Consider the following 24,169-nt stretch of genomic DNA (forward strand, 5'->3'; position numbering starts at 1 on the left):
GGTGGGTGGGGCGGAGGCGAGGGCGAGGGTGACGCCGCGGGCGCCGGGGTTCCGTCGCGGCCGGCGTCCGGTGCCCGCCCGGCATCGACTCGGGCTGGCCCTACCACCGGTCGCCGCACTCCGACGTGGAGCGGTCAGGCAGCGCCCGTACCGGGCTCGGGGCGGGGGCGGAGTCGGCGGTGAACGGTGGAAACCGTACGGACGGTGAGTCGTATCTCGGCGACGAAGGGCGCATCCACGCCCTGCCCACGCCGCCGAAGGTCTTGTTCGACTCAGTGCCGTAGGTCCGCCGGGCGCGCATCGGTCGGCGGGTCGTCAGGTCGGCGACGCCGCGGGCGGTACTCCGCCGGCCGCGGCACGGGGCGGTCACCTCCGCGGCCGCGCCGGGGATGCTGTGCCTGGTGGCAAGAGCGCCCAGGGTGAGGGTTAACGCCGCGGTGGACCGCGCAGGTTGAGGATCGCCGGAAGCGACCCCCTGCTCACGGCGCCGTAAGTGCGTCATGCATCCGACGCTAGGGGCGCGGCCTACCCCGGTTCACTGGGGCGCACCCCCGATTGGCACGGGGGCCAGCTCCACCTCCCTCGCCCATCGTGCCCCGGTGGTCGCTTCCTCGTCTCCGGCGATACGGCGTCGGAGAGGTCGGAGAGTTCGGGCTGCGATACCTCGGGACGCGGCCGCTCCCGGCGCTGTTCAGGAATCGGTCGGTCGATCTACGTGCCGGCGTCGGGGCGGGGGCGGAGGTGCCGTCGGTGGTACGGCGGTGTCGGTCAGCAGAGGGAACAGCCTGGTGATCGCGGCTACGGCCATGGTGCCGGCAGGGCGTGCCGCGGGGTCCCTCTCCCGTTCGCGGTAGCCGGCCAGGAGGCCGCGGATGGAGGCGGCCAGTTCGGTCATCTCGTCCGGGGTGAGGTGGACCACCGCACTGAAGCTTTCATCCTGCTGCCACTCGGCCGGTGCCTGGGCCCGGTGGCTGAGCCAGTGCTGATAGCTCTCGTCCTCCAGGCCGCGGGCGAGCGCATCGAACTCCGCCGGCGTTTCCGGCGCTTCCGTTGTTTCGCGGCCTGACCGCTCAGGGGATCCCCAGCGCAGCTGCCATGGCCGCGCCCTGCCGTCCGTCTGGGGAGCCTCTTCGATGAGGCCGTGGCGGGCTAGCTGGCGCAGGTGGAAGGAGCAGAGGCCGGAGCTGTAGCCGAGGCGTTGCGCGGCCTGTGTGGAGGTGAGGGTGCCGACCTCGGCGAGCAGGTCCAGCAGGGCGATGCGTACGGGATGTTCGGGGAGGGACGGCCGCTTGCGGTGGTACGGCAACGGGGCCGTGCTCTCGCTCCTGCGCTCGAATTCTGCGTCTTCTGCGTCTGCTTCTGCGTCTGCGTCGCTCACTTTGCAAAGTCTGCTACTTTGCAAAGCGTTCGGTCAAGGTCGGCCGCGACCGGCCGGGGTGACTCCTGGGCTACGGCCCGTGGCCGGTTGGGGAATGCTCGGAAGGCGTTGGTAGTTCATGGCTGTTCAGCCTGGTCACATTGCTCATGACCGTCGGGTGCGGGTGCAGGGTGAGCCCGTCGACCGGTATCCGCGGCTCGCCCCGGAAGTGGAGCGGGGCGAGGTGCGCCGCATCACGGTCGTCGGGGAGGAGATCCTCGGGCGCCGGTGCCAGGAGGTCACACAGTTCGGCACTCCGGAACTGTCACAGCTGATCGATGACATGTTCGCCACCAACCAGGCGGCCGACGGCGCGGGGCTCGCCGCCAATCAGATCGGCGTGGACCTGCAGCTGTTCGTATGGGACATCACGGACGACTGGGGAGTCCGGCACGTGGGCCACATCGCCAACCCGGTTCTCGACGAGATAGCGGCGGAGGACCGCAAGCTGGTCGAGGAGCCGGAGGGGTGCTTGTCCGTCCCCGGTCCGTACCGCATGGTGGCGCGTCCGGACCGTGCCGTCGTCCGGGGCCTGGACAAGGACGGCAAGCCGCTGGTGATCGAGGGCCGGGGCTACTTCGCCCGGTGCCTGCAGCACGAGACGGACCACCTGCACGGTCACCTGTACCTGGACCGGCTCCCGCGGAAGGAACGGAAGTCGGCTCTTGAGGAGATGGCTGCGGCCAAGGACGAGGTGTTCGCCCGGCGTGCCGCCCGGGCGCAGAAGCTCGGCAAATGATGCTCGCCTCCCCCTCCCCCGTAGCCGTGACAACAGGGCACCAACCATTCCGGCGGTAGCTCGGCCCGGCCGCGGTCGATGCAGTCGTGAAACTGGGCTGGGCACTGTGCAGCATGGAATGGTCGCCCGCGGTGAAGCCAGTCATGTGTGGCCACCGCCAGGTGGCCAAGGCCGCCTCGCCCACGCCAGCGGTTTCGCCCTGTGGCGCTGTCGCGCTGCGGAACGCGGTGTTCCGGGGCGGCTGCTGCCGGCCTCGTTGGACGTGGCCGACGGCCGGCTTCCCTCGGCCGGCGGGGCCGCCGCCTGCCTCGACGGGTCGTTGTCCGACGGCGCCGTGAAGGTGCGCGCGCCCTCTGGGGGAGGCAGCGCCGACCAGCAGTCCGGCCGCCGGCAGCGCTCGGAGCCAGGGACCGCCGTCAGCCGCGATCTGCGCTGTCCAGGGCAACCCTTGGCGGGCCACGCGTTCGGGGCGGGCGGCATGTGAGGGGTGGGACGCCCCGGCCTCGGACGGGCGCTTCCCCGCGGTGCCGGCCTCGCGTACGAGCGGCACCGAAGCAGCACCGAATCCGCACCGAATCCGCAGCACCGCATCCGGCCAGGCAAGGGGCTCGGAGAGTGGCACACCGCGCCCGCCGACCACCCGGCAGCCGCCGCCCGGGTTCCCAACAGTCGTGGATGCGGATCCTTTTTCGAGGCGCAACCGCACAAAGCGCGTTTACCGGAGCCCGTACGAGGAAGGCGGGACAGTGTCCGAACGCCGAGCACGTCAACGCCGAGCACATCTTGGAGGCCTCGATGAGTGCCGAGAAGAAGGCAAAGCACGCAGCGGAGAAGGCCAAGGGCAAGGCCGAGGAGACCGCCGGTTCCGTCACGGGCAATGACGCCAAGCGGGCCCGGGGCAAGGCGGAACAGGCCAAGGCGGACGCGAAGCTGGCCGGAGAGCACGCGAGGAACGCTCTCCGCCACTGACGAGGGCGGCGGCGCGCGGGGCCGCGACCTATTCCTCCCCCGGAGCGGCCCGGCTGCCGCCCTTCCGCAGCCAAAGCCAAGCAGCCAAAGGCAAGCAGCTAGAGCAAGCAGCCAAAAGCAAGGCCCCCGACGGCGGATTCGCTCGTCGGGGGAACAATGGGTCCGTGACACGCCTTCCCACCGACGTACGCGCGGCAATCCGCTTCTTCGCCTTCTACCTGGCCAATGGCACCCTTGAGCTCGACCTCCTCGACGGCGTCGACTACAAGCCCAGGCTTATGGCGTCGGGGTCCGCGATGGAGATGGTCTTCGCCGTCTTCACCAACGTCCTCCAGGTGGACGAGAACGGAGAGGTGACGAACGGCGGGGACGCCGAGTACCGGGCAGCGCAGTGGATTCGCGCCTACTGCGATCCGGCCTACCGGGTGGAGCCGCCCTTCGCGGCATGGGAGACCGAGTTGCACGGCCCCTGATAGAAGGATCAGCGGTCGGCATCCGACGCCGACGACCACCACAGGCGGATCTCGACCTGCGGATCGGACGGCCTGAGCTCCCAGCCGCGGGACAGTGCCGCCTGAACCACGTACGCTCCGCCCACGCCACGGTACGTGCGCAAGGGCACTTCGCACTCGGCAGGCGGCATCGGTTTCCCCTCCTGCCGATCGGCCGAGGCCCGCTTCGTCCTGCTGCCGAGAAACGCGTCGACCCGCGCGCGATAGAAGTCGGTGTCGCCCTCATGCCGCAGCTCCGGCCAGGTCACTGACCACCGCGGCCAGACCACGATCTTGCTCAAGGCGGCGTCCATCACACGCTCGGCATTCCGCTCGAAGCCGGGAATCACCGTGAGGATTTCCGCGAAGAGGGAGATGACGATGACCGCGGCGAACGCGGCCAGGAGCAGCAGCCACCACAGGGGCAGCAGGACTACCGTGGCAAGGAACTGCAGCACCAGTTGCCACGGGCGACGAACGGGTTCGGCCACCCACTGCTCCACCTCTTCGTAGGTGAACGATCCATCTCGGTAGGCATACATGGGCGGCATCCTCTCCCGAACGGGTCGCGTGTCCGAAATCGCCCTCCTTCCACCGCGTACACGCGCCGGAGCCGTCCCGGGGTCCCGTGATCCACCCATCGGCGCCTAGGCTTTCGGCATGACCGACACCCCGCCCTGCGTAGGGACACCCGCCATAGGAGAAGAACCCGGCATAGGGGAACCCGACATAGGTGAAGCCGGCAGAGGGGAAGCCGGCATTGGGGAACCCCGCATAGGGATCCGGCCAGGCAGCCCGGCCGATGTACCGGCCATTCTGGCCATGCTCGACTCCGCGGTGGCCTGGATGAACGCTCGCGGCAACACCGAACAATGGGGCACGACGCCGTACTCGCAGAAGCCCGGCGGGGCGGCCCGAGTCGAGCGGTACACCACCGAGAACGCCCCCTACATCGCGGAACTGGACGGACTACCGGTCGGAGCACTGGTACTGGACTCCGGGCCCAGCCCGCAAATGCCGATCGCCCCGGCCGAGGAACCCGAGCGATACGTACGCCTGCTGGTGACCGATCGGCGATACGCAGGTCGGGGCATCGGGGCGGCCCTGCTGGCCCATGCCGCCGAAGAAGCCGGGCGGGCTGGTGTCGGGTTGCTGCGGGTCGACTGCTGGGCGGGTGGCGGGGGCGAGCTGGTCGCCTTCTACGAGCGCAATGGATTCATCCGCACCGACCGATTCCTCTGCGATTCCTGGCCGGGGCAGGTACTGGCCCGGCGGGTCGGCTGACGGGACCGGTGCCGGCGTTCCTCCTCGACGCCGGCGCCGAGGAGGAACGCTGTTCCACCGTGCGGCGGAGGGGGATCCATCTGACGCGTGACGTGGCTGGGGTCTGAGCGACGGCACTGTGGAAGTGAGCGGCCGGGAGGCCGGCGAAATCGCGGGCCACCACGGACCCGGCCGCTCACCTTTCCATCGGGAGGACCCATGCCACAAGTACGCCGCCGCCGTTCCCTGCCCAGTGTCATCGTCGCGCTGGGCGTGTGCGCGGCTGTCATCGCCGGAGTGGCGGCGACCGACGGCACAGCCGTAGCACAAGCCAAGGACGAGCCTTCTCTTGTCGGCTCCGTCAAGCTGAAGCGGAAGCCCGGCGACGACGTCCGCTTCACTATCGACGCTCACGGATTCGCGGACAAGGCGCAGGGAACCTTCGACGTCAGCCACCAGCACGGCAAGGATTTCGACGCGCGGTTCAAGGGACGCATCGACTGCCTGCTGACCGGCGGACCGGTCGCCGTGGCGACCGGCATTGTCACCGACGCCCAGGTCAAGGCCGCCCCGGGAATCCCCGTGCCGCCCGCCGAGGAATTGAAGGGCAAGCGGTTCGGCTTCACCATCCTCGACGGCGGCAAGGGAGGCAAGAAGGACCGGCTCGGCTACAGCTGGGCCATGGACGGCTTCCCCGTCAACAGCGTCGGCAAATGCGTGAGCAGCGCTCCGTTCGAAACCCTGGAGAAGGGCGACTTCACCGTCCATCACTGGGGGCCGCCTCGCAGCGGCGCGTAACACGCAATGTCGCTGCAGGGCGCCGCACGGGGGTCGGCGCAAGGCTGCACGACTGGTCCGGCATCGAGCCGGGTTGAGCAATGCGTCCACGCGCGCATCGCACGAGGGTCCGTCGGGTCCGTCGCTCCGTGGAGTGTGCTCCACCGAGCGACGGGCCCTCGCGACTTCGCGGCCCTGCCGACACTTGCCGCCCGTGCCAGGGGGGTGACCCGCGCACCCCACGCCCGGCCACACCCGGCCCCCTCGGAACGGCTCGCCCACGTATCAGGCCGAACAGCAGCCAGGCGGTCATGCGGGCTGCTATACACACGGAATGACCTTGTCGGAAGCATCCCGGCGTCACTTCCTGCGCACGGCAGCCGCAGCGGCCGCCCCGTTGTCGGTGGTAGCGGCGCTCTCGCCGGCCGCGAGCGCTGCCACCGCGGACGGGCCCCGCTCCCCTCGCCGTCAAGCCGGGCCGCAGGAGAACTGGTCCGGCGATTGGCCTGAGCATCTGAAGGACGCCGTGGAGCAGGCCATGCCCGTCGCCGTGGAGTGGGCCCGCCTCGCGCCCTGGCCCTTCGGTGCGGTACTGCTCGACGCCGACAGCGGAGCCGTCGTGGCCGGGGCCCGCAATACCTCGGACAAGTCCGGTGACCCCACCGCCCACGCAGAGGTCAATCTGCTGCGCGAGGCCGCGGCGGCGGGTCTGCACCTGCCCGCGTATGTGGTGGTGAGTACGGCAGAGCCGTGTGCCATGTGCGCGGGCGCGCTCTTGTGGGGAAGAGTGCGAGCCGTCGCTTACGGAACGTCCGTCGCGAAGCTCATCTCCTTCGGTGTGCCGCAGATCGATCTGTCCTTCGCCGAGATCGCGCGGCGGTCGCTGCTGACACATCCCGCGGTGGCCGGCGATGTACGGCCGGACCTGACCGATCCGCTCTATCGACGCGGCCTCGTGCTCTGACGCCCGCGAGGTCGCAGCAGAAGGAGGGTGGGTTCGGCTCGGTTCTCTCCGGGGCTTCAGCGGGCGTGCAGACCCCATCCTGCCGGGTGCCGTCCCGACGCGCAGATCTGCCCGAGACCAGCCGTGACTTTCCATCCGGCTGGACCGTTAATCGCAAGGTGCTTTGAATCCGTCGCCCATCGGATCGTCGCACTGCCGGGTCAGCCGTCCTGATGGAGGGGGTCGGAAGGTTGAGTAAACACCCGCAGCTTCCCCGAGCCGAATGGCTCGCCCGCCGTGCGCGGATCCTCGGTTGCGCCGCTTCCCTGGTTCACGACGCTGAGCACCGGATCCTGCTGCTGCACACCTCGTGGGACGATCAGTGGCAACTGCCCGGCGGCGGTCACGACGAGGGCGAGGACCTGTGGCAGACGGCTGTGCGCGAGACGTACGAGGAGACCGGCCTGGGCATGCCGGACCACCCTGAGCTGCTGGCTGTGGACTGGGGCCTGCACCCCGAAGGCATTCCCGAGGTCTTCGCCCTGTTCAAGGGCCCCCTTGTCGAGGCCGGCACGGTCAAGGTGAAGCTGTCCGACGAGCATGACGACTGGCGCATGCTCACTGCCGAGGAGTGGGCGCCACTGGTGCATCCGCAGCAGGCGCGTGTACTGGCCATCGCCACCGATGTGCTGCGCGGAGGACGGTGCCGTTACCTACGCGAAGCCAGTCACCTGGCCGATATCCGGTAGCGACGCGGCCGGGAGGACAAGAGCGGTTACGGAAGGCAAGCGTTCATGCCCGACATCATCTTGATGTGCGACCCGCGCGTCGCGGCGATACCGGTTCATGAGTGCGGCGAACGGCTCAGAGACGTGCGCTACAGCCGCCTGCTGGTGGATCACAGCCGGGAGGACCCGGAAGGAGCCTTCGCCCACGTACGAGAAGGGGTCCTCGAACGGCTCCTGCGTGCCCAGTCGGCTCTGCCTGACGGAGTGCGGCTGCTGCTCATCGAGGCCTACCGGCCGCCGGCTCTCCAGCAGCGGTACTTCGAGCGGTACGTTGCAGAGCTGCGGGCCGCGAACCCGCAGTGGTCCGGCGCCGAAGTACACAAAGCCGCCGGCCGCTTCGTTGCTCCCCCGGAGATCGCTCCGCACACTGCCGGTGCAGCCGTCGACATCACCCTCGCCGACGCGAACGGCCACGAGTTGGACCTGGGCACCCGTACGAACGCGACCCCCGAGGAGAGCAACAGCGCCTGCTACACAGATGCCAGGAACATCAGCGCCAAGGCCCGCTACCACCGGCGCATCCTCGGCCACGCGCTCGCTGGTGCGGGGCTTGTGAATTATGAGACGGAGTGGTGGCACTGGAGCTACGGTGACCGCTACTGGGCCATGAAAACCGAGTCGTCGGCGGCGCTGTACGGTCCATGTTCTCTGCCCGCTGAGCAGGGATATCCGTAAAGGTAACCTGCACACGGTGCGCGGTCGGGCCGGGGGCACAACGCACGCGGCTGATGCCGTCAGCGCTTCTGCGGACGCCACTCGAAGAGCAGGATGGTCGCGTCGTCGCGCAGGTCGTTGCGCTGGTGGTCGAGGATCGCGTGGATGAGGAGCCGCAGTACTTCTGCCGGGCGCTGGCCGGAGGCGGTGGAGCGGATGATGAAGTCCGTGAACCGGTCGAGCCCGAACTCTGATCCCCCTTCGCTGCGCGCTTCCGTGACGCCGTCGGTGTAAAGGAGAACTCGGTCGCCTGGTTCGAGTGTCGTTTCCTGGACCTCGCGGTTGATAGGTGCGAGTTGGAAGGGCAGGCCCATCGGCGGCTGAGGGGGGTTGTCCAGGGCGTGGTCGATGACGCGCTCGTCGCGGATCAGCAGTGGGGTCGGATGGCCGCAGTTGATCCACCGCAAGGTTCCCGTACTCGCGTCGAGAGCGCACAGGACACCTGTGCAGAACTGTTCGGGGAGCCACTGGGCGAGTGCCTGGTCGATGGTGCCGACCAGCTCGGGCAGATCGGCACCGCTGCGGCGGGCGTTGCGTGCGCCCGCGAGGGCGACCGAGGTGGTCAGCCCCGAGGCGAGGTTGTGGCCCATGGCATCGAAAATGGCGGTGTGGAGCATGTTCTTGACCACTGAGTGATCGAAGGCGTCTCCGCCGAGTTCGTAGGCCGGTTCCAGCACCGCGGTCGAGACGCACTCGCTGTTGCCGATGGTGCGCGGCGGCAGGAAGGCCCGCAGCATCTCGGCGTGCAGGTGCATGGGCGCCCTCCGCGTCCGGGCGACCAGCCAGTCGCTGTAGGTCCGCTTCGAGGTGATCGCCATCGCGAGGAGGTCGGCAAGGATCCGGCTGCGGCGCAGCCGCGGGCCGTCGAGCCGCGCGGACCGGACAGCGAGCACTCCCAGCCGTTCGGCACCGTCGACGAGCGGCACCCACACGATCACGCCGTCATCCTCGTCGGCCACGCGCAGGGACATCGTGCGGTACGCCCAGCCGGCAGAGGAGCCGTCCACCGGGAGCGTGCGGTACTGCTCGTTGAGCGGGACGAGCAGTCTTTGCTGCAGGTCGACGAGGTAGATCAGTGCTGTGTCCATGCCCAGCGCGGTGGCGCATCGGTCCACGAGTGCGGAGAGCTCGACCGGCATGGCGGTGTGTGCGGACGAGATCAGCTCTTCCAGTCGCTTGTCGTCGATTCCGGCGTCGGGTGTGATGGCTTCCGCACTGGGCTCGACGGGCTCCGTGCCGGGGTTGTCGCGCTGAATGTCGCACTGCTTGTCGCGCTGAGTGTCGCGCGCTGCCGACGAGGCTGTGTGCGATCGGTCGGGCACAAGATCACCTCTTCCCACGGGGTCTCACACCATGGGGACGGTGCCCCCACCAGCAGCGCGAGGTGCCGGACCTGTGCACGGGGCTGGAACGCTCGAATGACCACCGGAGGGTTGGATCGGCCGACGGTAGCTGCCCAAAGCACCCGCCCTGATGGCTGCCGGATGCTGCGCCTTCAGCACTCCCACCAGCTTGCGCCTGGCCGTCGCGTCCCGCACGCCGGGCCTCGGGCCGGTTCGCCGGGCAGCCTCGGGATCACCCGCGGAGGCAGGCTTACTCAGTCGTAGCCTGGCGTCGGCTGGACCCGGGGTCGCTGGTCGGCCTCAACGGTCTGCGTGCCGAGTGGGGCGACGAACTGGCTGGAGGGGGCCTCGAGGAGGCAATCAGTTCTGCTGCGGCAGGACCGAAGCGTCCGGTCGCTGCTGTACTGCCGGTCAGTGATCTGCGCCGGGCCGCCGTGTCAGTGCTCCGTCGCGAGACAACCGCACATGTGGCCGGTGTCGGATACTGACGCACTGGCCAAGGTGGGGTTCCCGTCTTCGGGAACATCAAAGACGAAGATCACGCCTGAGGGGATGACACGGAGGGCACGCTGGTCCTCACAGGTCAGTGGAGCGAAGTCCTCCCATCGGCAGCCGCCGGCCGCCAACGCATCCAGGACTTCCCCGTACGTTGGGCCTCCGGCGAGCGACTGCGTCGCCGGTACCGGCTCCGGTGCGGGCATCTCCAGCGTGGGCGTGTCGGTCTGCACAACGATCCCTTCGACCCGCCGGCAGAAGGACTGGCAGGTGCCTATCTCCACACCGCCATATGCGTAGAGGTACGGGCGGCCGTCACTTCCGAGGGATGAACCCTCTGCCCACGGCGGCCCCCACGCCTCAATCACGTCGTCCAGCCGGACACCGCAACGCGCAGGACCGACACCACCGGTACGAGCAAAGTCGACAAGGAATCTCAAGACGGACATCCAGCGAATCCTGCCACACGGCCGCCCACAGCGCCGTCCGGACCATGCTCCAGCCGCGGTGCGCTGGGCGCTCGCCACCAGGTCATCCAGTTCGGCCACGAAGCCGACCTGAACGACGCGTCAGAACCGGATCACTGCGCTGCGACAGCAGGAGGCTCCGCCCTGGGGCGTGTGGCGAAAGCGTCTGATGAGGAGGGGGATGGTGGAGAGACCCATGGGGAGCCAGAATGATGGGATGGTCATGCTCGAAACTCCCCGTCTGATCCTGCGTCGCTGGCGCGAGGAAGACGTTGCGCCCATGGCTGCGGTCAATGCCGACCCCGAGGTCATGCGGTGGATCCGTGACGGCAGCGTCCGGGACAAACAGCAGACTCGCGGTGGGATCCAGGCGTGGGAGAGCGAGTGGGAGACGCAGGGCTTCGGTCTGTTCGCGGTGGAAATCCGGGCCACCGGCGAGCTGGCCGGGTTCACCGGCCTTTCGGTGCCAGGCTTCTTGCCGGAGGTGCTGCCGGCGGTTGAGGTCGGCTGGCGGCTGGGGCGTGCCCACTGGGGGCAGGGTTTGGCCACCGAGGCTGCTGCTGCCGCTGTACGGTTCGGGTTCGAAGAGCGAGGGCTGGAGCGGATCGTCAGCATCATTCAAGTGGGCAACGACGCCTCCGAACGGATCGCGACCAAACTGGGGATGCGTCCGTTCCGTGAAACCGTCAATCCCACCTCCGGTCGGCGAGTACGGGTGTTTGAGTTGTCGTTCGACCAGTACGCCACGACCTGTCGTTGATGGCGGCAACGGCTGCCGTCCCACTGTCATCCGACCTAGCGGAAATCGTCCACGTACTCCTCCGCCCACGAACGGAACGTGCGCGCCGTCGCTCCGGTGATCTCCTCGACCGTGGAGGTGATCAAGTTCGATTCGCGCCGCGCTTCAGCACTGGCCAACAGGGCTTCGACGAGAGCGGGCGGCCTGCCGTCGGCGAGCATCTGCTCTCTTGCCACCTGCAGGGGGACCTTCTCGAAGCGTGTCGCGCGGCCGATCGCTTCGCCGATCGTGCGTACCTGGTCGGCCCTGCTCAGTACCTGCGGGCCGGTCAGGACGTGCGTCAAACCCGCATGCCCGTCATCGGTCAACGCACGCACCGCCACGGCCGCGACATCGCGCTCGTGGATCACTGCCGTGGCGGCGATGTCGGGACCGCGGACAACCTGCGTGGTGCGGATCTGCTCGGCCCACCCTCGCGCGTTGGAAGCGATGGTGTCCGACCGCAGGACTGTCCACTCCAAGCTGGACTTTTCGATCAGGCGCTCCATGTCGGCGTGGAGCTGGTTGATCGGGTCAGTCTGCCGTTCGGCGTCCTCGTTCACGCCCGACGATGAGAGATAGACGATGCGGCGGGCACGGCGTGCAATCGCCTCCAGTACGGCAGAGGCGCCCTCTGTCGTGAGGAAAGGCCAGATCAGGAACACTTTCTCGCTCCCGGTCAGTGCCCCCTCCAGCGTGTCCGGCCGGGACAGGTCGCCGCTCACGCCCTTGGCACCGTCCGGCAGGTCGGCCGATTCGGGATCGCGCACCAACGCACGCACAGCGGCGCCTGCCGCCAGGAGCTGAGCAACAACTTCTCGGCCGACATTGCCGGTCGCACCGGTCACAAGAATCTCGCTCATGAGCACGTCAGCCTCGGCCGTGCTCGGAGTATTCCGTCCGGCCCGGCACCGTGCTCGAAGGTGAGGGCGGGCACGGATGTTCTCGGGCTACGCTGCACAACGTGATCAACTCTTGTGCAGGCTTGGACGATACCGAGGTTGCCATAGCTGCGGCGCGTGCCGGTGCGGACGTGGTGCGGGCCAGGTACGGTCAGCGGCTCGCCCGTATCGACAAAGGGGCGGGGGACTTCGCCACGGCCGCCGACGTGGAGGCCGAGAAGGCGATACTCGGCGTCATCCGCTCTGCTCGGCCGCATGACTCGGTTCTCGGCGAGGAGGGCGGGCAGCAGGGTAGCCGGGGCGCTGCGCGCCAGTGGTTGGTGGATCCCTTGTGCGGCACTCTGAACTACGCCGTCGGCAACATGTTGGTCGCCGTCAACGTGGCGCTGCGCGGCGGAGCGGCAGCGGTGGCCGACCCGTTCAGCGGTGAGGTCTTCTTCACCGACGGTGAGACCGCCTGGGTACGGCAGGACGAGGCCGATACGCAGCTGGCGCCTGCCTCCGCAAGCCGGCTGGTGGACGTCAACCTGGATCCGCCGTTCCCGAGCGCGCCCGGCTTCCGGGCGGTGGACCTTCTCGCACACCCTGAGTTCGCCGAGCGGTTCCGGCCTCGGGTCGTCTCCACGACGCTCGCGTTGGCCTGGGTGGCTTCCGGGAGGCGCGCCGCCTACGTCACCGACGGCGGAGACCTGTCCCGCAGCGTGCACTTTGCTGCCGGCATCGCTCTGTGCCGGGCCGCCGGCTGCGTGGTCACCGGGATCGACGGTGCTCCGGCCGGGCGGGGAGGGCGCGGGCTTGTCGTGGCCGCCGATGCCGGGACCCACCGGCTGTTGATGTCGATGGTGTAGGAGGGGCCCCACGACATCGCCACAGCCACCGGTCCGGCTCACGATGCCCGGTGAATTCTCATCACCGGGTCCGCCGTTCGGTCAGCTTGACGATTGCCTGGTCCGCGCAACGAAGCGGGCCAGAGCCTCGGCTGCGCCACTGGGAAGGCCGGCAACTGCCGACTCCGGCAGACTCTCGATAACACTGCACAGTCGCTCTCCGAGGTCCGGCAGTACGGACCAGGCAGAGGAAGGCGCTTCGACCGCTGCAACCAGCAGGTCACCCTCGTAGAAGTAAGCGTCCAGCAGCGGCTCTTCGGTCAGCAAGCGCACCGCGAGCGGAAGGACGTAGGGCAGGGCCACCTGCTGGGCTATGAGTGTGCGCAGATCAGCCGGACGGAGTTCTTTCAGCGGCACGCGCCGCAGCTCATGCACCGTACGGACCAGGTGAGTAGCGTCCTGAGCCGGTGCTGTCCAGCGAGGCGGGTCCAACTCGTCGAGGGTGCGGTCGAGGTGCAGCAGTTTGTCCATGGCTTCATTCTCGCCCTGGTGAAGAGGGGTGCGATGGCTCAACCGTATCCGGATCTCCGCCTGTGGCTGCCCTTCGTTCTGTCACTGACGTTTACGGGTGCAGTGACGATTGGCCGCTGACATGGGTAACATCGCGGGTCACACACGGCAACCGGAGCGAGGACAGCCTCATGCCTGACATTGCCACGTCCCTCACGGACCAGTACACGGCCCGGGTCACCGCGGACATCGAGCGTGTGGCCCAGGAGCGGGAGCAGGTACGCACGGAGATCTCGGCGTTGCAGAAGCGTCTGGAGACACTGGAAGCCGACCATCGGCAACTACTGAAGTTGCGAACCACTCTCACCGGTGAGCCGGCCGCAGCGACGCAGCCGTCGCCGGCCGACTCCGCCGACGAGCCGGAGACCAGCCGGAAGGCGGGCGCGAAGGTTCCCCGGCCACGTACGTCGCAGCCGCCCGCGCGTGCACGGGCCGATCGCCGCGCAACGAAGAAGGCCGGCCGGGGGGAAGCCACGTGGGGTGAGATCCTGCTGTCGTATCTGGCCGGGCAGCAAGGGCCGCAGTCCGTCGCTGAGATCACCAACGGCGTGAGCGCTGCCCATCCGGCGCGTACGGTGCAGGGTGCTGTCGTGCGGAACACGCTGGAAGCACTCGTCGCGCGTGGCAAGGTGCAACGCGGCAAGCAGGGGCGTTCGGTCACCTACGTCCTGACGCAGCAGCAGGACGGGGCGGTGGGCCGGCCCGAGTCCAAGTCGGCAGACGGCGGGCCGTCCGAGTCGGAGTAGGGCCCGGGCAGACACGTGGCCTGGCCTGCGTAGCTCGTGACTTGGTGGGCGCGTTTCTCTGCCAGTAGTCGCGAGTCGGCGGTCGATTCAGGTGCCGGGCGGGCGGAAGACGGTGCGCGCGTCGGGTACATAGTCCTCGTCAGGTGCGCGCATAGGCCACGGCCACGGCCACGGCATGGTGCCGGTAGAGCCAGTACAGGTGCTGTCGCAGGACGTCCTCGGCTGTGGGGGCGTCCTCGGGCTCAGGATGCAGTGCTGGTCTGGGGGCATTGTGCTCCCGCTCCCCACAACCGCACTCTTGCAGGCTCATTCGCTCCTGTGTGGCTGCCAGCCACCGGCCATTCTCAGCGACACCTGGGCAGTCGGGTGACGGCCCGCGGCCGCTCCCGGTCCTGGGCCGTCACCGTGGCGTGGTACGCCCGCAGGAACGAAGTCGAGCCGACCATCGACGCAGCGCCGTACGAAGAATGGCATGGGCCTTTCACGGCACGGTTGCCCTCGCCGCGGCCTGAGCGGAGTGCGGCGAAGGCACGTGCTGGTTCTGGTCGGCTTTCCTAGCGCGACACAAGGAAGTGGACCTCGCGGGGCCTGATCTCCAGGTCGCTCAGGCCGTCGGGCGTCGCGCCCATCTCGCGGGCGAGGTCGGCCGTCGCCGCGAATGCCTCCTCGGACTCGAATGCGCCGGTGGTGACGACAGCGTCGCCACCCGGGGTGACCCAGACCCCGACGGACTCGAAGCCCGGCTGCCGCCGCATCGCCTCGGCGACCTGATGGCACTCGCGAACGAACTCCTCGACGTGCTCGGGAGCGGGGTAGTGGAAAGCAACGAAGCCGAATGACATGAGGTGTCCCCTCCTGGGTTATACGGTGCCGTACAACGCGAGGCTAGACGCGTTATACGGCTCCGTACAACGGGTCTCACGGGGTGAGGTGAGCCACAGATGGGCGCCTGCGGGCGTCGGCCGCAGGCGGCACAGACATCAGTAGCTGTCGTAGCTGGGCTGACCGTTCGGCCGGTAGACGCCGATGACGGTTCCGCCCTTCGTCGTCGAGACGCTGACCGGCTCCAGCGCAGTGGGGATCGCTCCGTCGGCGAACAGCCGCTTGCCCGTGCCGATGATCACCGGATGGATGGTCAGCCGGTACTCGTCGACGAGGCCGTGCCGCATGAGGGTCTGAGCGAGGTTGCCACTGCCGACGACGTTGATGTCGCCGCCGTCGGACGCCTTCAGCTTGCGTACGGCACCGACAGTGTCGCCCTCCAGCAGTGTGGAGTTCTGCCACTCGACAGATGTCAGGGTCCGGGACGCCACGTACTTGTGCATGCCGTTTATCCGATCGGTGAACGGGTTGCCGGGATCGGCGGTCGGCCAGTACGACGCGAAGATCTCGTACGTCTTGCGGCCGAGCAGCATCGCGTCGCAGTGCTCGTACCAGCCGGCGATGGCCGTGCCGACCTCGTCGTCGGACACCGGCTTCTGCCAGCCGCCGTGCTGGAATCCGCTCTCAGCGTCCTCGTCCGGGCCGCCCGGCGCCTGCATGACACCGTCGAGCGTCAGGAACGTGCAAACAATGATCTTTCGCACCGTGTACTCCCTTCGGTCCTTCGTCGATGGGTAGACCGTGCGCCCGCCGGAAGCCCATCCGCGGACTTCCGCGGCGCAGTTCCAGTCTGCGGCCGTAACGGCGAACTCCTGCGTTCCGCGCGGCGTCGGCGTGGTTGCCGGACCGCAGAGAGCTCAGCGCGAAGGCCGGCCGAACCGCGCCGGGCTGATCGCGGCGCTCCCGGCGCGTACCCTCCGGCGGGAGGCGTGAGAGGAAGGCGGCATGAGTGCGCATCGGGGATCCGCTCGGCGAGGCCACCGGTCAGACGTACGCCCGGCTCCCGGTGGCGTCCGAGCAGGCGGCACGACCCTTCGGCGGGGCGGGCAATGGCCGCCCTCGCGCTGTCCGCCACCTCCAGACGCATCCGGTTCCGCGGCAGCGGCGTCGGCCCCCCTCGTGCGGGGACTGCCGAAGATCGCCCTGACAGCCTCCGCCCCCGGACGCCGGACGTCCGTGCGAAGGATCGGCTGTCCCTCGCATCGCCCTTGACCGCCTAAACCAGACCCGCACCACTCCGATAGCATGTGCGAACTTACGACGATCAGCATGGTCGCCCGCTCTTCGCCGGAAAACTGCACCGCCCAGCACCAATTGACCTATTCAACTTAAACAACGTATCGGCCAAACAATTGATATCTATATCATCACGGGTGTTTTCGAGAATAAACAACAGAATCACATCCACCGCCTGGCGCCGACCACGGGTGATGCTGTGGGCGGCAGTGACCGTAGTGGCCCTCGGATTCCTCATCGTTCTGGAGGTCGCTGCGCGTCATTACGGCATGCGGGGGCCGATCACCAATCAGGTTCGAGAGGTGATATTCGCGCCCAAGTCGGGGCCGCTGCTGTACGCCGGTATGGCGTTGATGATGGTCGTGCTCACCTGGCGGGAACGGTTTATCGCGGCCGGTGTCGCGGTCGGCCTCGACGTCGTGTTCTTTCTGGTGCGGTGGGCAGTCGACGCCAAGATGATGTTCGGCAACGGTGCATTGTGGGTGACCTTGGGCTATGCGGTCATCGCCCTCACTCGCCGCACCGGCCGGGAACGGCTTCTGCTGCTGAAGGGCGTCGGGCTGGGCCTGCTGCTGGTCGCCGGCCGCAAAACCGGTGACACCTGGCTGCTCATCACGTCGAAAACGCGGCCGACGGTGCTCGACCAGTACGTGGCGGTTGCGGATCACGCGCTGGGCAACCCGTCATGGCTGGTGGGCCGGTTCGTGAAGGCCACCGGCCCGATCGGCGACCACATTCTCGACTACGTCTACATTCAGCTCGCGGTGGCCGCGGTCATCGTCTCGCTGTACCAGTTGCGTCATGTGGCGGTCGAGCGCCGTTTCCCGAGCCATCACCTGGTGCGTACCTTCCTGGTCATCGGTCTGCTCGGGCCCGGCATCTACATGATCTTCCCCGTGGTCGGACCGATCTTCGCCTACGGAGCCGACGGTGACCACTGGGCGGTCGCCGACCTCTGGCCGCACACGGCGACGCCGATCAGCACGCCGCACCACATGCTGTTCGACGATTCCACCCCGCGCAACTGCATGCCCAGCCTGCACACCGCGTGGGCTACCGCCATCTTCATCCATTCCCGCAAGGGCCCGAGAATTCTGCGGTTCTTCGGCGCGTTCTGGCTTATCACCACGCTCGGCGCGACACTCGGATTCGGCTACCACTACGGCACGGACATCATCGCCGGCGTCGTGTTCACGCTGACGATCGAAACAGCACTGCGCTCGCTCGAACGCGGCTGGGACCGGTCGGGAACCGTACTGGTCGCTTACGGCACAGTCGTCTTCGCCGCGTACTTGGTGTCGTACCGCTATCTGCCGATGGAGATGGCCGAGAATCCTTGGGTCTTCGGACCGCTTCTCATTCTGGCGATGGCCTCGGTGATCTACGGCTACATACGGACCACCGGACAGTGGGATACGCAGGCGCCGGGGATCCCGTCACCCCGGAAACCGCAGACACAGCCCGAACTGGTGTGAATCTGCTTTGTCTCGCCGGGCGCCGAAAATGCGCCCGGCGGACCGACCCCCGCGTACGGGGGAACACATGCGAAAGGTCCCCGGCTCGACGTTGCCGGGGACCTTTCGCATGGTCGCCGAAGACCGGCGATCCCATCCCCCCATCCCACCCCATCCCATTCCGTCCCATCCGTGCGGACGACCGCGGCTCCTGGGGCCCGCCCCACCCCGGTCGTCCGCCGCCGAGCACTCAGCCCGTGAGCGTCACGCAGGGAAGGCCGACGCTCTGCCCGCCGCGGAAGCCTTCCGCGCACAGCCTGGTGCCCGCCGGAAAGTGGCGCTGGGGGTAGGCCTGATCGCGGTAGGTCCGGAACGCGGCGACGTTCTCCGTCTTCGTCCTGGCGCTCCAGCCGTTCGTGGTCCACACCCGTGCGCTGATCGTGTGGGGCTGATTGGTGTTGACGACCGACACCTCGACCCGGCCCAGATAGGTCCCCGTGTCGTACGTCTCGATGCAGACGGAGTGGTTGCACCACTTTCCGGCGGCGGCCGCGGGCGGCCCGGCAGCGAAGACGACGGCAGCTGCCGCAGCGGTTGCCGAAACAGCCGTAATGATCTTCCTAAGAGCAGTCATGGTTCGATCAACGACTGCTCGGTCCGCTTGTCACGCCCGGTCACCCGGCGCCGCGCCACCCCGGCACCCGGCCCACCCTGCACGACATCGCCACCCGATCTCGTCACACTCACCCTCATGCGACTGTTCGCCGCAGTGCTCCCTCCCCAGGCCGCCGTCGACGAGCTGGCGGCCGAAGTGGCACAGCTCCGCGCCGCCCTTCCCGAGCGGCGCGGGCGGTTGCGCTGGACCGACCCTGCCACCTGGCACTTCACCCTGGCCTTCCTCGGCGAGGTCGACGACGGCCTGCTCCCCGGGCTGGACGAGCGTCTCGCTCGCGCCGCTCACCGGCATCCCGCACACGAGCTGCGGTTCGCAGGCGGCGGCCGGTTCGGCGACCGGATCCTGTGGGTCGGGGCGACCGGCTCGCTGGAGACGCTGGGTGGTCTGGCCCGCTCCACCGCCGCCGCGGCCCGGCAGGCGGGCGTCGTCCATGCGCACGCCCCTTCCGCCCCCACCTCACCCTCGCCCGCGTCGCCGGGCACGTGAACCTGCGCCCGTACGCTGAGGAACTGGCCGGGTTCCGCGGCCGCCGGTGGCGCGTCGAGCGCGTGGAACTGGTGCGCAGCCACCTGGGCGGGGTTGCCGACCACCGCCCCCGGTACGAGACCGTGGCGGCCTGGCCCCTGGGCACCCGGCGCGCCCCCTGAGCAGTCGGCTCAGTCCGGCTCGGTCCGGCTCAGTCCGGGCCGGATCCGCCGGCGACGCGGTACACGTCGATCGTCCGGGCCGAGTCGTCGTAGACCAGGCCGTAGCCGTCGCCCACCATCGTGGGCGAGACGGGGCCGGTGTTCGTGCGCAGGTCCCTGCCGGTACGAGCGTCCAGGGTCATGGCCTGACCGGCTTGGGCGTAGACGACTCCGTGCCGTGCCGAGGTGATCCGGGGGGCGATACGGTGCGCCGGCGCGTCGGGCAGACGCCACAGGACGTCCGTGGTGCGGATGTCGAGTGCCCATACGGCGGCGTTGCCGGATCCGTCGGCTGCCGCGCAGACGGTCGTGTCCCGTCCGTCGTAGTGGCAGTCGAGCAGGGAAGTGTCACCGGTGTCCAGACGGGTCGCGCCCGTCGTGGCGTCGATGAGGAGGCTGGTGCCCGCGGCGGTCCCGTCGGCGAGGGTCAGCCCCGGGCCGGGGTCCGTTGCCGTGATCTCGCCGAGCCGAAGGTCCCGCCTCCACTGCTGCCTGCCGTCGGCGACCGACTTTCCCGCCAAGTCGCCGTCGTCGCGGACACCGACGGCCACCGACTCCTCCAGGTCCACTCCCTTGAAGCCGGTGTCGGTCCAGATGACCCGGCCCGTGCGCGTGTCGAGCAGGACGGACAGCGGCGGCGTCTGCGAAAAACCCTGCTCGTACGAGGCTACGAGGACGTGCCGGGCGTCCGCCCCGACCACATGGGGTTCGGCGAGGGCGCCCGCGGCGTCGTCCGGGACGCTGTCAGGCGAAGAGTTCTCGATCTTCCGCGTCCAGAGGGTCCTGCCGGTGCCGGCCTCCAGGGCGACGACGCTGATGCCGTGCCGATCGGCGTACGTTCCTGCTCCGCTCGCCGTGGTGGCGAAGGCGCCGATCACCATGGTGCCCGAGAGGCGGGGCGCCTGTGCGACGGAGCTGCCGTCCGGAACGGTGGTGTGCCAGGCGACGTCACCGTTGTCCAGCCGGAACGCGGTGATGCCGACGTCGTCCCGGTCGTAGGCGTAGGCGAGGCGTGCGCCCAGCGCCACGACGCCGGCGGCATCGTGCTCGGCGCCCGGAGAAGGCCAGTCGCCCTGAAACCTCGCCGTGGGACCCTGTGGAAAGGCTTCGGGCGGCACCTTCTGACCGGCTGTACCGGCTGTACCGGCTGCCCTGCTGCCGCCGGGCGGATGTCCACCACCGCACCCGGCCACGGCGAACAGAGTGGCCAGGACAACCGATACCAAACGGAGGAAGACGACCGATGCCGAACCCAGGGGGCACCGTACGGCATTGCGCCCGGTCGTAGATCGCACGAGCTTCATGCACACCAGAGGGTGGCAGAAGAACCGGCCCCGTGGGCGTCGGTGCCGGGACTCGCACGCACCACCGGTTGCACCGGCGGAGTGCGGGGAGTGAGCTGGAGGCACGAGCACTCCCGTCTCGCACGAGCACTCCCGTCCCGCAGGAGATGACGATCATGGGCAAGGCGACGGACAAGGCCAAGCAGGTCAAGGGCGCTGTGAAGGAGACCGCCGGGCGCCTCACGGGCAATCCGAAGCGGGAGGCCCAGGGGCACATCGAGAAGCTGGAAGCCAAGGCGAGGGAGTCGGTCGCCAAGGTCAGGAAACACAGAAGGAAGCACGGCGAGTAGCCGGGAAGAGTGGCGAGCAGCCGGGAAGCGCCGGGAAACGTGGCGAACAGTGATGAGCGGCAGTGCTGCTCCGGGGCGGCGCTGCCCCGTCTTTCCGGCCTCGGGCGCCGGCGATATCCTGATATGTGGGCCTTAGCCGCTTGCGCGTCGTAGATCTTGAAGGCTCAAGCGTCCTGGTCCGACGACACCAGCAAAACGGAACCCCAGGAGATCGTCATGATCATCCTTGGTCTCATACTCCTCATCATCGGATTCCTCGTGGGAATCCATATCTTGTGGACGATCGGCATCATTCTGGTCGTCATCGGTCTCATCCTGTGGCTCCTGGGAGCCGCCGGGCACGCCGTGGGCGGCCGGCGCCACTACTGGTAGGCCCGCCGACCACCACTGGCAGACCCGCCGGTACCGCCACTGGCAGGCCCGCAGGCGCCACTACCGGTAGGTCACGGCAGCGGCAGGCCCTGCGAGCGAGGCCCGATGGTTGACCCTCCCGGCCGGGGGTACGCGCCCCTGAGTCAAACGGATGGAGGTATCAACCATGGGCATGGGATGGTGCATCGGTCTGATAGCCGTGGGTGCGATCCTCAGCTTCGCCGTGGACTGGCACGTGGAAGGCATGAACCTCACTCTTGTCGGCCTGATCCTGATGGTGGTCGGGTTCATCGGCACGGTCGCGTACGTCAGCGTGTTCAAACGCAGGCACACGCAGCCGCCGCCTCCGGCCGCTCCCGTCGTCGAGGAGGACCACCGCTTCACCAGCTGACGCCGCGGGAGGCGGTCAGCTCCCCGCGCGCTCCATGCGGGCGAACGGGCTGTCGTCCAGACCCGCCAGGAGCGCGGCGGGGTCGCGGTAGACGGCGACGGCCCCCGCCTCCTCCAGCTCGGCACGGCCGATTCCCCCGGACAGCAGCGCGATGCAGCCGACGCCGGCCTCGCGCGCCGCTTTGACGTCCCAGACGGTGTCCCCGACGAACAGGGCTCGTTCCGGGGGCACTCCGGCCTCTTCGAGCGCCTGCTCCACCGGATCGGGGGCGGGCTTGCTCGCCTCCACGTCATCCGCGCTGGTGGCTCCGAGAATCGCGTCGTCGGCCCCGATCGCGCGCCGCAGCGCGGCGAGTTCGGAGCCCTGCGCGGAGGTGGCCAGGACGACCCGCCAGTCCCGGTCCGCGAGGGCGCGCAGCAGCGCGGCCGCTCCGTCGAGCACCGGGAGGCGGTCGAACCAGGTGGCGTAGAGGGTTTTGTGCGCGGCGTTGAGCGACTCGTCGCCGTCGTGGTCCCGGTCCTCGCCGAGCAGCCGGTCCAGGAGCCGGCCCGAGCCCATGCCGACGGTGTGGTGGATGTCCGTCATGGCGACGCGGTGGCCCGCCTGGTGGAAGGCTTCCCACCAGCAGACCGCGTGCAGGTAGTTGGTGTCCACGAGCGTGCCGTCCACGTCGAAGACCGCCGCGCGAGGGTGCGGGGAGTCCGCGGCGCTGGTCATGTCGTCGTACGCGGTCATGGTTGCCGCCTCGTGGTCGGTCGCCGGTGGCTGATCGGGCGGAGCGGCTGCCGGCGCGGCCGGCCTCACCGGCTACGGCCCTGGCCGTCCTCGTCAGCCACGCTGGCATCTGCCCGGCACCGGCGCCCGCCATGCATACTCCGATCGGGCGCGTCGCGAGGCGCGCCGCGAGGCGCATCGCCGGGCCCCGGAGCGCTGGGGGCCTTCCACGCGACGCCGCCCGGACCACCTCCGGTCCGGTGGCCTGCGGTTCCGCCCGCCGTTCCGCCTCCGGTTGCGGACGGGCAGGGGACGGCGTGGGCTGGAGGCGCCGGGCCCCCTGCTGGAGGCGCCGGCACCGTCCCACCCGCACACCGGTTCCGCCACGTCTGTCTCTCCCGAACGGGGGCAAGGAGTTCTTCCATGGACCACACGTGCGCGCCCGTACTGGAAGCACTCGCCGCCTACCACGCCCAAGGACAGACTCCCTTCACTCCCCCGGGTCACAAGCAGGCCCGGGGCACCGACCCCCAGGTCCTGGAGGTCCTGGGGGACGCGGTCTTCACGGGGGACGTCCTGGCCACCAGCGGCCTGGACGACCGCAAGAGCTCGCAGCGCGTGCTGGAGCGCGCCGAGGAACTGATGGCGGATGCCGTCGGTGCCGAGCACACGTTCTTCTCCACCTGCGGCAGTTCCCTGTCGGTCAAGGCCGCCATGCTGGCGGTCGCCGGGCCCCACGAAGAGCTGCTGATCGGCCGGGACGCCCACAAGTCGGTGGTGTCGGGGCTGATCCTCTCCGGTGTGCGTCCCGTGTGGGTGGACCCGCAGTGGGACGCCGGCCTGCACCTGGCGCACCCGCCGTCCGCCCGTGCCTTCGCCGAGGCCTTCGACCGGCACCCCGATGCCAAGGGAGCGTTGATCACCAGCCCCACCCCGTACGGCACCTGCGCGGACCTCTCGGGGGTCGCCGAGGTCTGTCACCGGCTGGACAAGCCCCTGATCGTGGACGAGGCGTGGGGCGCGCACCTGCCGTTCCACCCGGACCTGCCCACGTGGGCCATGGACGCCGGCGCCGACGTGTGCGTCACGTCCGTGCACAAGATGGGGTCCGGCCTGGAGCAGAGCTCGGTCTTCCACCTCCAGGGCGACCGGCTCCAGGCGGAGAAGCTGAGCTCGTGCGCGGGCCTGCTCGGCACCACGAGTCCCTCCGTGCTCGTCTACGCGGCCCTCGACGGATGGCGCCGCCAGATGGTCCTGGACGGCCGGAAGCTGTACGACCGCGCCCTCGGCCTGGCGGAGACGGTACGCGGGCGCATCGAGGAGCTGGAGGGCCTGCACGTCCACGGGCGCGCCGACTTCTGCGGGCCCGGCCGCGCGGCTGACCTGGACCCCCTTCAGGTCATCGTCGATCTGTCCGCCCTGGGCACGACCGGGTACCGGGCCGCCGACTGGCTGCGGGAGCGGCACCGGGTGAACCTCCACGTGTCCGATCACCGGCGGATCAGCGCCCAACTCACGCATGCCGACGACGAGCAGACGGCGCGGATCCTGCTCGACGCCCTGCGCGACCTGGTGGAGAACGCCGCGGCGCTGCGCCCGGCCCGGAGCGTGGAGGTGCCCGATCCGCCGGAACTGCGGCTGGAGCAGGTGATGCTGCCCCGGGACGCGTTCTTCGGCAGTTCCGAGCAGGTGCCGTGGGACGAGGCGGCGGGCCGTATCGCCGCCGAGATGCTGACTCCCTACCCGCCCGGCATCCCCGCTGTCGTGCCGGGCGAGCGGCTCGGCACGGAGGTGCTGCGCTACCTGCGCACCGGGGTGGAGGCGGGCATGGTCGTCCCGGACGCCGCCGACCCGGAGGTGACCAGCGTGAAGGTCGTCGTCTCCTGAACGAGCAGC

27 protein-coding genes and 1 pseudogene are annotated in these 24,169 nt (G+C 69.1%); 17 read left to right on the forward strand and 11 right to left on the reverse strand.

The window, feature by feature from the left end; translation table 11 throughout:
• Nucleotides 1-691: 691 nt before the first annotated feature.
• Entirely contained in the window at nucleotides 692-1,378 is a 687-nt protein-coding gene (locus tag ACSNOH_RS03775; RefSeq protein WP_436719724.1) for a winged helix-turn-helix domain-containing protein, read from the reverse strand.
• Between the two features lie 118 nt (nucleotides 1,379-1,496).
• On the opposite strand from ACSNOH_RS03775, the gene def reads away from it, so the two are divergent.
• From def to ACSNOH_RS03790, 3 genes are all read left to right on the forward strand, one after another.
• Complete coding sequence (def, locus tag ACSNOH_RS03780) at nucleotides 1,497-2,156, forward strand: peptide deformylase (RefSeq protein ID WP_436719725.1); 660 nt, start codon at nucleotides 1,497-1,499, stop codon at nucleotides 2,154-2,156.
• Between the two features lie 795 nt (nucleotides 2,157-2,951).
• On the forward strand, nucleotides 2,952-3,125 hold the full coding sequence (locus ACSNOH_RS03785; RefSeq protein ID WP_436719726.1) for a CsbD family protein: 174 nt from the start codon (nucleotides 2,952-2,954) through the stop codon (nucleotides 3,123-3,125).
• A 164-nt stretch (nucleotides 3,126-3,289) separates the two neighbouring features.
• Complete coding sequence (locus ACSNOH_RS03790; protein ID WP_436719727.1) at nucleotides 3,290-3,598, forward strand: DUF7677 family protein; 309 nt, start codon at nucleotides 3,290-3,292, stop codon at nucleotides 3,596-3,598.
• Between the two features lie 8 nt (nucleotides 3,599-3,606).
• Here the strand turns inward: ACSNOH_RS03790 and ACSNOH_RS03795 are convergent, their stop codons facing one another.
• Nucleotides 3,607-4,158 (reverse strand): hypothetical protein, encoded by a 552-nt coding sequence (locus tag ACSNOH_RS03795; RefSeq protein ID WP_436719728.1) that lies wholly within the window; start codon nucleotides 4,156-4,158, stop codon nucleotides 3,607-3,609.
• A gap of 280 nt (nucleotides 4,159-4,438) precedes the next feature.
• Here ACSNOH_RS03795 and ACSNOH_RS03800 point away from each other — a divergent pair, with 280 nt between their 5' ends.
• The 5 genes from ACSNOH_RS03800 (at nucleotide 4,439) to ACSNOH_RS03820 (ending at nucleotide 8,062) form a co-directional block, all read left to right on the forward strand.
• A complete protein-coding gene (locus ACSNOH_RS03800) occupies nucleotides 4,439-4,900 on the forward strand; it encodes a GNAT family N-acetyltransferase (protein ID WP_436719729.1) in 462 nt (153 codons plus the stop codon).
• A 198-nt stretch (nucleotides 4,901-5,098) separates the two neighbouring features.
• Complete coding sequence (locus tag ACSNOH_RS03805) at nucleotides 5,099-5,677, forward strand: hypothetical protein (protein WP_436719730.1); 579 nt, start codon at nucleotides 5,099-5,101, stop codon at nucleotides 5,675-5,677.
• A 517-nt stretch (nucleotides 5,678-6,194) separates the two neighbouring features.
• Nucleotides 6,195-6,620, forward strand: coding sequence for a nucleoside deaminase (locus ACSNOH_RS03810; protein WP_436719731.1), 426 nt, complete (start codon nucleotides 6,195-6,197; stop codon nucleotides 6,618-6,620).
• A gap of 230 nt (nucleotides 6,621-6,850) precedes the next feature.
• Nucleotides 6,851-7,348 (forward strand): NUDIX domain-containing protein, encoded by a 498-nt coding sequence (locus ACSNOH_RS03815; protein WP_436719732.1) that lies wholly within the window; start codon nucleotides 6,851-6,853, stop codon nucleotides 7,346-7,348.
• 45 nt (nucleotides 7,349-7,393) lie between these two features.
• Complete coding sequence (locus tag ACSNOH_RS03820; protein WP_436719733.1) at nucleotides 7,394-8,062, forward strand: M15 family metallopeptidase; 669 nt, start codon at nucleotides 7,394-7,396, stop codon at nucleotides 8,060-8,062.
• Between the two features lie 59 nt (nucleotides 8,063-8,121).
• Here the strand turns inward: ACSNOH_RS03820 and ACSNOH_RS03825 are convergent, their stop codons facing one another.
• Together ACSNOH_RS03825 and ACSNOH_RS03830 are read right to left on the reverse strand one after the other, a co-directional pair.
• Nucleotides 8,122-9,240: a PP2C family protein-serine/threonine phosphatase gene (locus ACSNOH_RS03825; RefSeq protein ID WP_436719797.1), complete on the reverse strand. Its 1,119-nt coding sequence runs from the start codon at nucleotides 9,238-9,240 to the stop codon at nucleotides 8,122-8,124.
• A 641-nt stretch (nucleotides 9,241-9,881) separates the two neighbouring features.
• The gene (locus tag ACSNOH_RS03830) at nucleotides 9,882-10,388 is read right to left on the reverse strand and encodes a hypothetical protein (RefSeq protein ID WP_436719734.1); all 507 of its coding nucleotides are present in this window, start codon (nucleotides 10,386-10,388) and stop codon (nucleotides 9,882-9,884) included.
• 241 nt (nucleotides 10,389-10,629) lie between these two features.
• Between ACSNOH_RS03830 and ACSNOH_RS03835 the strand changes: the two genes are divergently transcribed.
• The gene (locus ACSNOH_RS03835) at nucleotides 10,630-11,166 is read left to right on the forward strand and encodes a GNAT family N-acetyltransferase (protein ID WP_436719798.1); all 537 of its coding nucleotides are present in this window, start codon (nucleotides 10,630-10,632) and stop codon (nucleotides 11,164-11,166) included.
• 35 nt (nucleotides 11,167-11,201) lie between these two features.
• On the opposite strand, the gene ACSNOH_RS03840 is transcribed toward ACSNOH_RS03835, so the two are convergent.
• Entirely contained in the window at nucleotides 11,202-12,047 is an 846-nt protein-coding gene (locus ACSNOH_RS03840) for an NAD(P)H-binding protein (RefSeq protein ID WP_436719735.1), read from the reverse strand.
• Nucleotides 12,048-12,148: 101 nt separating this feature from the next.
• On the opposite strand from ACSNOH_RS03840, the gene ACSNOH_RS03845 reads away from it, so the two are divergent.
• On the forward strand, nucleotides 12,149-12,934 hold the full coding sequence (locus ACSNOH_RS03845) for an inositol monophosphatase family protein (RefSeq protein WP_436719736.1): 786 nt from the start codon (nucleotides 12,149-12,151) through the stop codon (nucleotides 12,932-12,934).
• 81 nt (nucleotides 12,935-13,015) lie between these two features.
• On the opposite strand, the gene ACSNOH_RS03850 is transcribed toward ACSNOH_RS03845, so the two are convergent.
• The gene (locus ACSNOH_RS03850; protein WP_436719737.1) at nucleotides 13,016-13,444 is read right to left on the reverse strand and encodes a contact-dependent growth inhibition system immunity protein; all 429 of its coding nucleotides are present in this window, start codon (nucleotides 13,442-13,444) and stop codon (nucleotides 13,016-13,018) included.
• A gap of 170 nt (nucleotides 13,445-13,614) precedes the next feature.
• On the opposite strand from ACSNOH_RS03850, the gene ACSNOH_RS03855 reads away from it, so the two are divergent.
• Nucleotides 13,615-14,229: a hypothetical protein gene (locus ACSNOH_RS03855; RefSeq protein WP_436719738.1), complete on the forward strand. Its 615-nt coding sequence runs from the start codon at nucleotides 13,615-13,617 to the stop codon at nucleotides 14,227-14,229.
• A gap of 554 nt (nucleotides 14,230-14,783) precedes the next feature.
• Here ACSNOH_RS03855 and ACSNOH_RS03860 read toward each other — a convergent pair.
• On the reverse strand, nucleotides 14,784-15,071 hold the full coding sequence (locus ACSNOH_RS03860) for an antibiotic biosynthesis monooxygenase (protein ID WP_436719739.1): 288 nt from the start codon (nucleotides 15,069-15,071) through the stop codon (nucleotides 14,784-14,786).
• A gap of 138 nt (nucleotides 15,072-15,209) precedes the next feature.
• Nucleotides 15,210-15,815 carry a dihydrofolate reductase family protein gene (locus ACSNOH_RS03865; RefSeq protein WP_436719740.1) on the reverse strand — a complete coding sequence of 202 codons (606 nt, stop codon included), beginning with the start codon at nucleotides 15,813-15,815 and terminating at the stop codon, nucleotides 15,210-15,212.
• 726 nt (nucleotides 15,816-16,541) lie between these two features.
• On the opposite strand from ACSNOH_RS03865, the gene ACSNOH_RS03870 reads away from it, so the two are divergent.
• Nucleotides 16,542-17,822 carry a phosphatase PAP2 family protein gene (locus ACSNOH_RS03870; RefSeq protein WP_436719741.1) on the forward strand — a complete coding sequence of 427 codons (1,281 nt, stop codon included), beginning with the start codon at nucleotides 16,542-16,544 and terminating at the stop codon, nucleotides 17,820-17,822.
• Between the two features lie 229 nt (nucleotides 17,823-18,051).
• On the opposite strand, the gene ACSNOH_RS03875 is transcribed toward ACSNOH_RS03870, so the two are convergent.
• Nucleotides 18,052-18,435, reverse strand: a complete 384-nt coding sequence (locus ACSNOH_RS03875) for a hypothetical protein (protein ID WP_436719742.1) — start codon at nucleotides 18,433-18,435, stop codon at nucleotides 18,052-18,054.
• Between the two features lie 117 nt (nucleotides 18,436-18,552).
• Between ACSNOH_RS03875 and thpR the strand changes: the two are divergent.
• Nucleotides 18,553-19,124, forward strand: a pseudogene (thpR, locus tag ACSNOH_RS03880) (RNA 2',3'-cyclic phosphodiesterase).
• A 29-nt stretch (nucleotides 19,125-19,153) separates the two neighbouring features.
• Here the strand turns inward: thpR and ACSNOH_RS03885 are convergent.
• Complete coding sequence (locus tag ACSNOH_RS03885; protein ID WP_436719743.1) at nucleotides 19,154-20,191, reverse strand: outer membrane protein assembly factor BamB family protein; 1,038 nt, start codon at nucleotides 20,189-20,191, stop codon at nucleotides 19,154-19,156.
• Between the two features lie 422 nt (nucleotides 20,192-20,613).
• Here ACSNOH_RS03885 and ACSNOH_RS03890 point away from each other — a divergent pair, with 422 nt between their 5' ends.
• From ACSNOH_RS03890 to ACSNOH_RS03900, 3 genes are all read left to right on the forward strand, one after another.
• The gene (locus ACSNOH_RS03890) at nucleotides 20,614-20,796 is read left to right on the forward strand and encodes a CsbD family protein (protein ID WP_436719744.1); all 183 of its coding nucleotides are present in this window, start codon (nucleotides 20,614-20,616) and stop codon (nucleotides 20,794-20,796) included.
• Between the two features lie 216 nt (nucleotides 20,797-21,012).
• On the forward strand, nucleotides 21,013-21,168 hold the full coding sequence (locus ACSNOH_RS03895) for a DUF6131 family protein (protein ID WP_436719745.1): 156 nt from the start codon (nucleotides 21,013-21,015) through the stop codon (nucleotides 21,166-21,168).
• A 166-nt stretch (nucleotides 21,169-21,334) separates the two neighbouring features.
• Nucleotides 21,335-21,559: a DUF6458 family protein gene (locus ACSNOH_RS03900; protein ID WP_436719746.1), complete on the forward strand. Its 225-nt coding sequence runs from the start codon at nucleotides 21,335-21,337 to the stop codon at nucleotides 21,557-21,559.
• A 15-nt stretch (nucleotides 21,560-21,574) separates the two neighbouring features.
• Here ACSNOH_RS03900 and ACSNOH_RS03905 read toward each other — a convergent pair whose 3' ends face one another.
• Nucleotides 21,575-22,294, reverse strand: coding sequence for an HAD family hydrolase (locus ACSNOH_RS03905; RefSeq protein WP_436719747.1), 720 nt, complete (start codon nucleotides 22,292-22,294; stop codon nucleotides 21,575-21,577).
• Between the two features lie 402 nt (nucleotides 22,295-22,696).
• On the opposite strand from ACSNOH_RS03905, the gene ACSNOH_RS03910 reads away from it, so the two are divergent.
• On the forward strand, nucleotides 22,697-24,160 hold the full coding sequence (locus ACSNOH_RS03910) for an aminotransferase class I/II-fold pyridoxal phosphate-dependent enzyme (RefSeq protein ID WP_436719748.1): 1,464 nt from the start codon (nucleotides 22,697-22,699) through the stop codon (nucleotides 24,158-24,160).
• Nucleotides 24,161-24,169: the final 9 nt, after the last annotated feature.

It is taken from the genome of Streptomyces sp. URMC 127, assembly GCF_051386535.1.
Classification (GTDB): domain Bacteria; phylum Actinomycetota; class Actinomycetes; order Streptomycetales; family Streptomycetaceae; genus Streptomyces.

Coding starts and splice junctions, on each gene's coding strand:
- def (WP_436719725.1), top strand. CDS start 1,497: ATGGCTGTTCAGCCTGGTCACATTGCTCATGACCGTCGGGTGCGGGTG.
- ACSNOH_RS03785 (WP_436719726.1), top strand. CDS start 2,952: ATGAGTGCCGAGAAGAAGGCAAAGCACGCAGCGGAGAAGGCCAAGGGC.
- ACSNOH_RS03795 (WP_436719728.1), bottom strand. CDS start 4,158: ATGTATGCCTACCGAGATGGATCGTTCACCTACGAAGAGGTGGAGCAG.
- ACSNOH_RS03800 (WP_436719729.1), top strand. CDS start 4,439: ATGCTCGACTCCGCGGTGGCCTGGATGAACGCTCGCGGCAACACCGAA.
- ACSNOH_RS03805 (WP_436719730.1), top strand. CDS start 5,099: ATGCCACAAGTACGCCGCCGCCGTTCCCTGCCCAGTGTCATCGTCGCG.
- ACSNOH_RS03810 (WP_436719731.1), top strand. CDS start 6,195: ATGCCCGTCGCCGTGGAGTGGGCCCGCCTCGCGCCCTGGCCCTTCGGT.
- ACSNOH_RS03820 (WP_436719733.1), top strand. CDS start 7,394: ATGCCCGACATCATCTTGATGTGCGACCCGCGCGTCGCGGCGATACCG.
- ACSNOH_RS03825 (WP_436719797.1), bottom strand. CDS start 9,240: ATGCCGGTCGAGCTCTCCGCACTCGTGGACCGATGCGCCACCGCGCTG.
- ACSNOH_RS03830 (WP_436719734.1), bottom strand. CDS start 10,388: ATGTCCGTCTTGAGATTCCTTGTCGACTTTGCTCGTACCGGTGGTGTC.
- ACSNOH_RS03835 (WP_436719798.1), top strand. CDS start 10,630: ATGCTCGAAACTCCCCGTCTGATCCTGCGTCGCTGGCGCGAGGAAGAC.
- ACSNOH_RS03840 (WP_436719735.1), bottom strand. CDS start 12,047: ATGAGCGAGATTCTTGTGACCGGTGCGACCGGCAATGTCGGCCGAGAA.
- ACSNOH_RS03850 (WP_436719737.1), bottom strand. CDS start 13,444: ATGGACAAACTGCTGCACCTCGACCGCACCCTCGACGAGTTGGACCCG.
- ACSNOH_RS03855 (WP_436719738.1), top strand. CDS start 13,615: ATGCCTGACATTGCCACGTCCCTCACGGACCAGTACACGGCCCGGGTC.
- ACSNOH_RS03860 (WP_436719739.1), bottom strand. CDS start 15,071: ATGTCATTCGGCTTCGTTGCTTTCCACTACCCCGCTCCCGAGCACGTC.
- ACSNOH_RS03870 (WP_436719741.1), top strand. CDS start 16,542: ATGCTGTGGGCGGCAGTGACCGTAGTGGCCCTCGGATTCCTCATCGTT.
- ACSNOH_RS03875 (WP_436719742.1), bottom strand. CDS start 18,435: ATGACTGCTCTTAGGAAGATCATTACGGCTGTTTCGGCAACCGCTGCG.
- ACSNOH_RS03890 (WP_436719744.1), top strand. CDS start 20,614: ATGACGATCATGGGCAAGGCGACGGACAAGGCCAAGCAGGTCAAGGGC.
- ACSNOH_RS03895 (WP_436719745.1), top strand. CDS start 21,013: ATGATCATCCTTGGTCTCATACTCCTCATCATCGGATTCCTCGTGGGA.
- ACSNOH_RS03900 (WP_436719746.1), top strand. CDS start 21,335: ATGGGCATGGGATGGTGCATCGGTCTGATAGCCGTGGGTGCGATCCTC.
- ACSNOH_RS03905 (WP_436719747.1), bottom strand. CDS start 22,294: ATGACCGCGTACGACGACATGACCAGCGCCGCGGACTCCCCGCACCCT.
- ACSNOH_RS03910 (WP_436719748.1), top strand. CDS start 22,697: ATGGACCACACGTGCGCGCCCGTACTGGAAGCACTCGCCGCCTACCAC.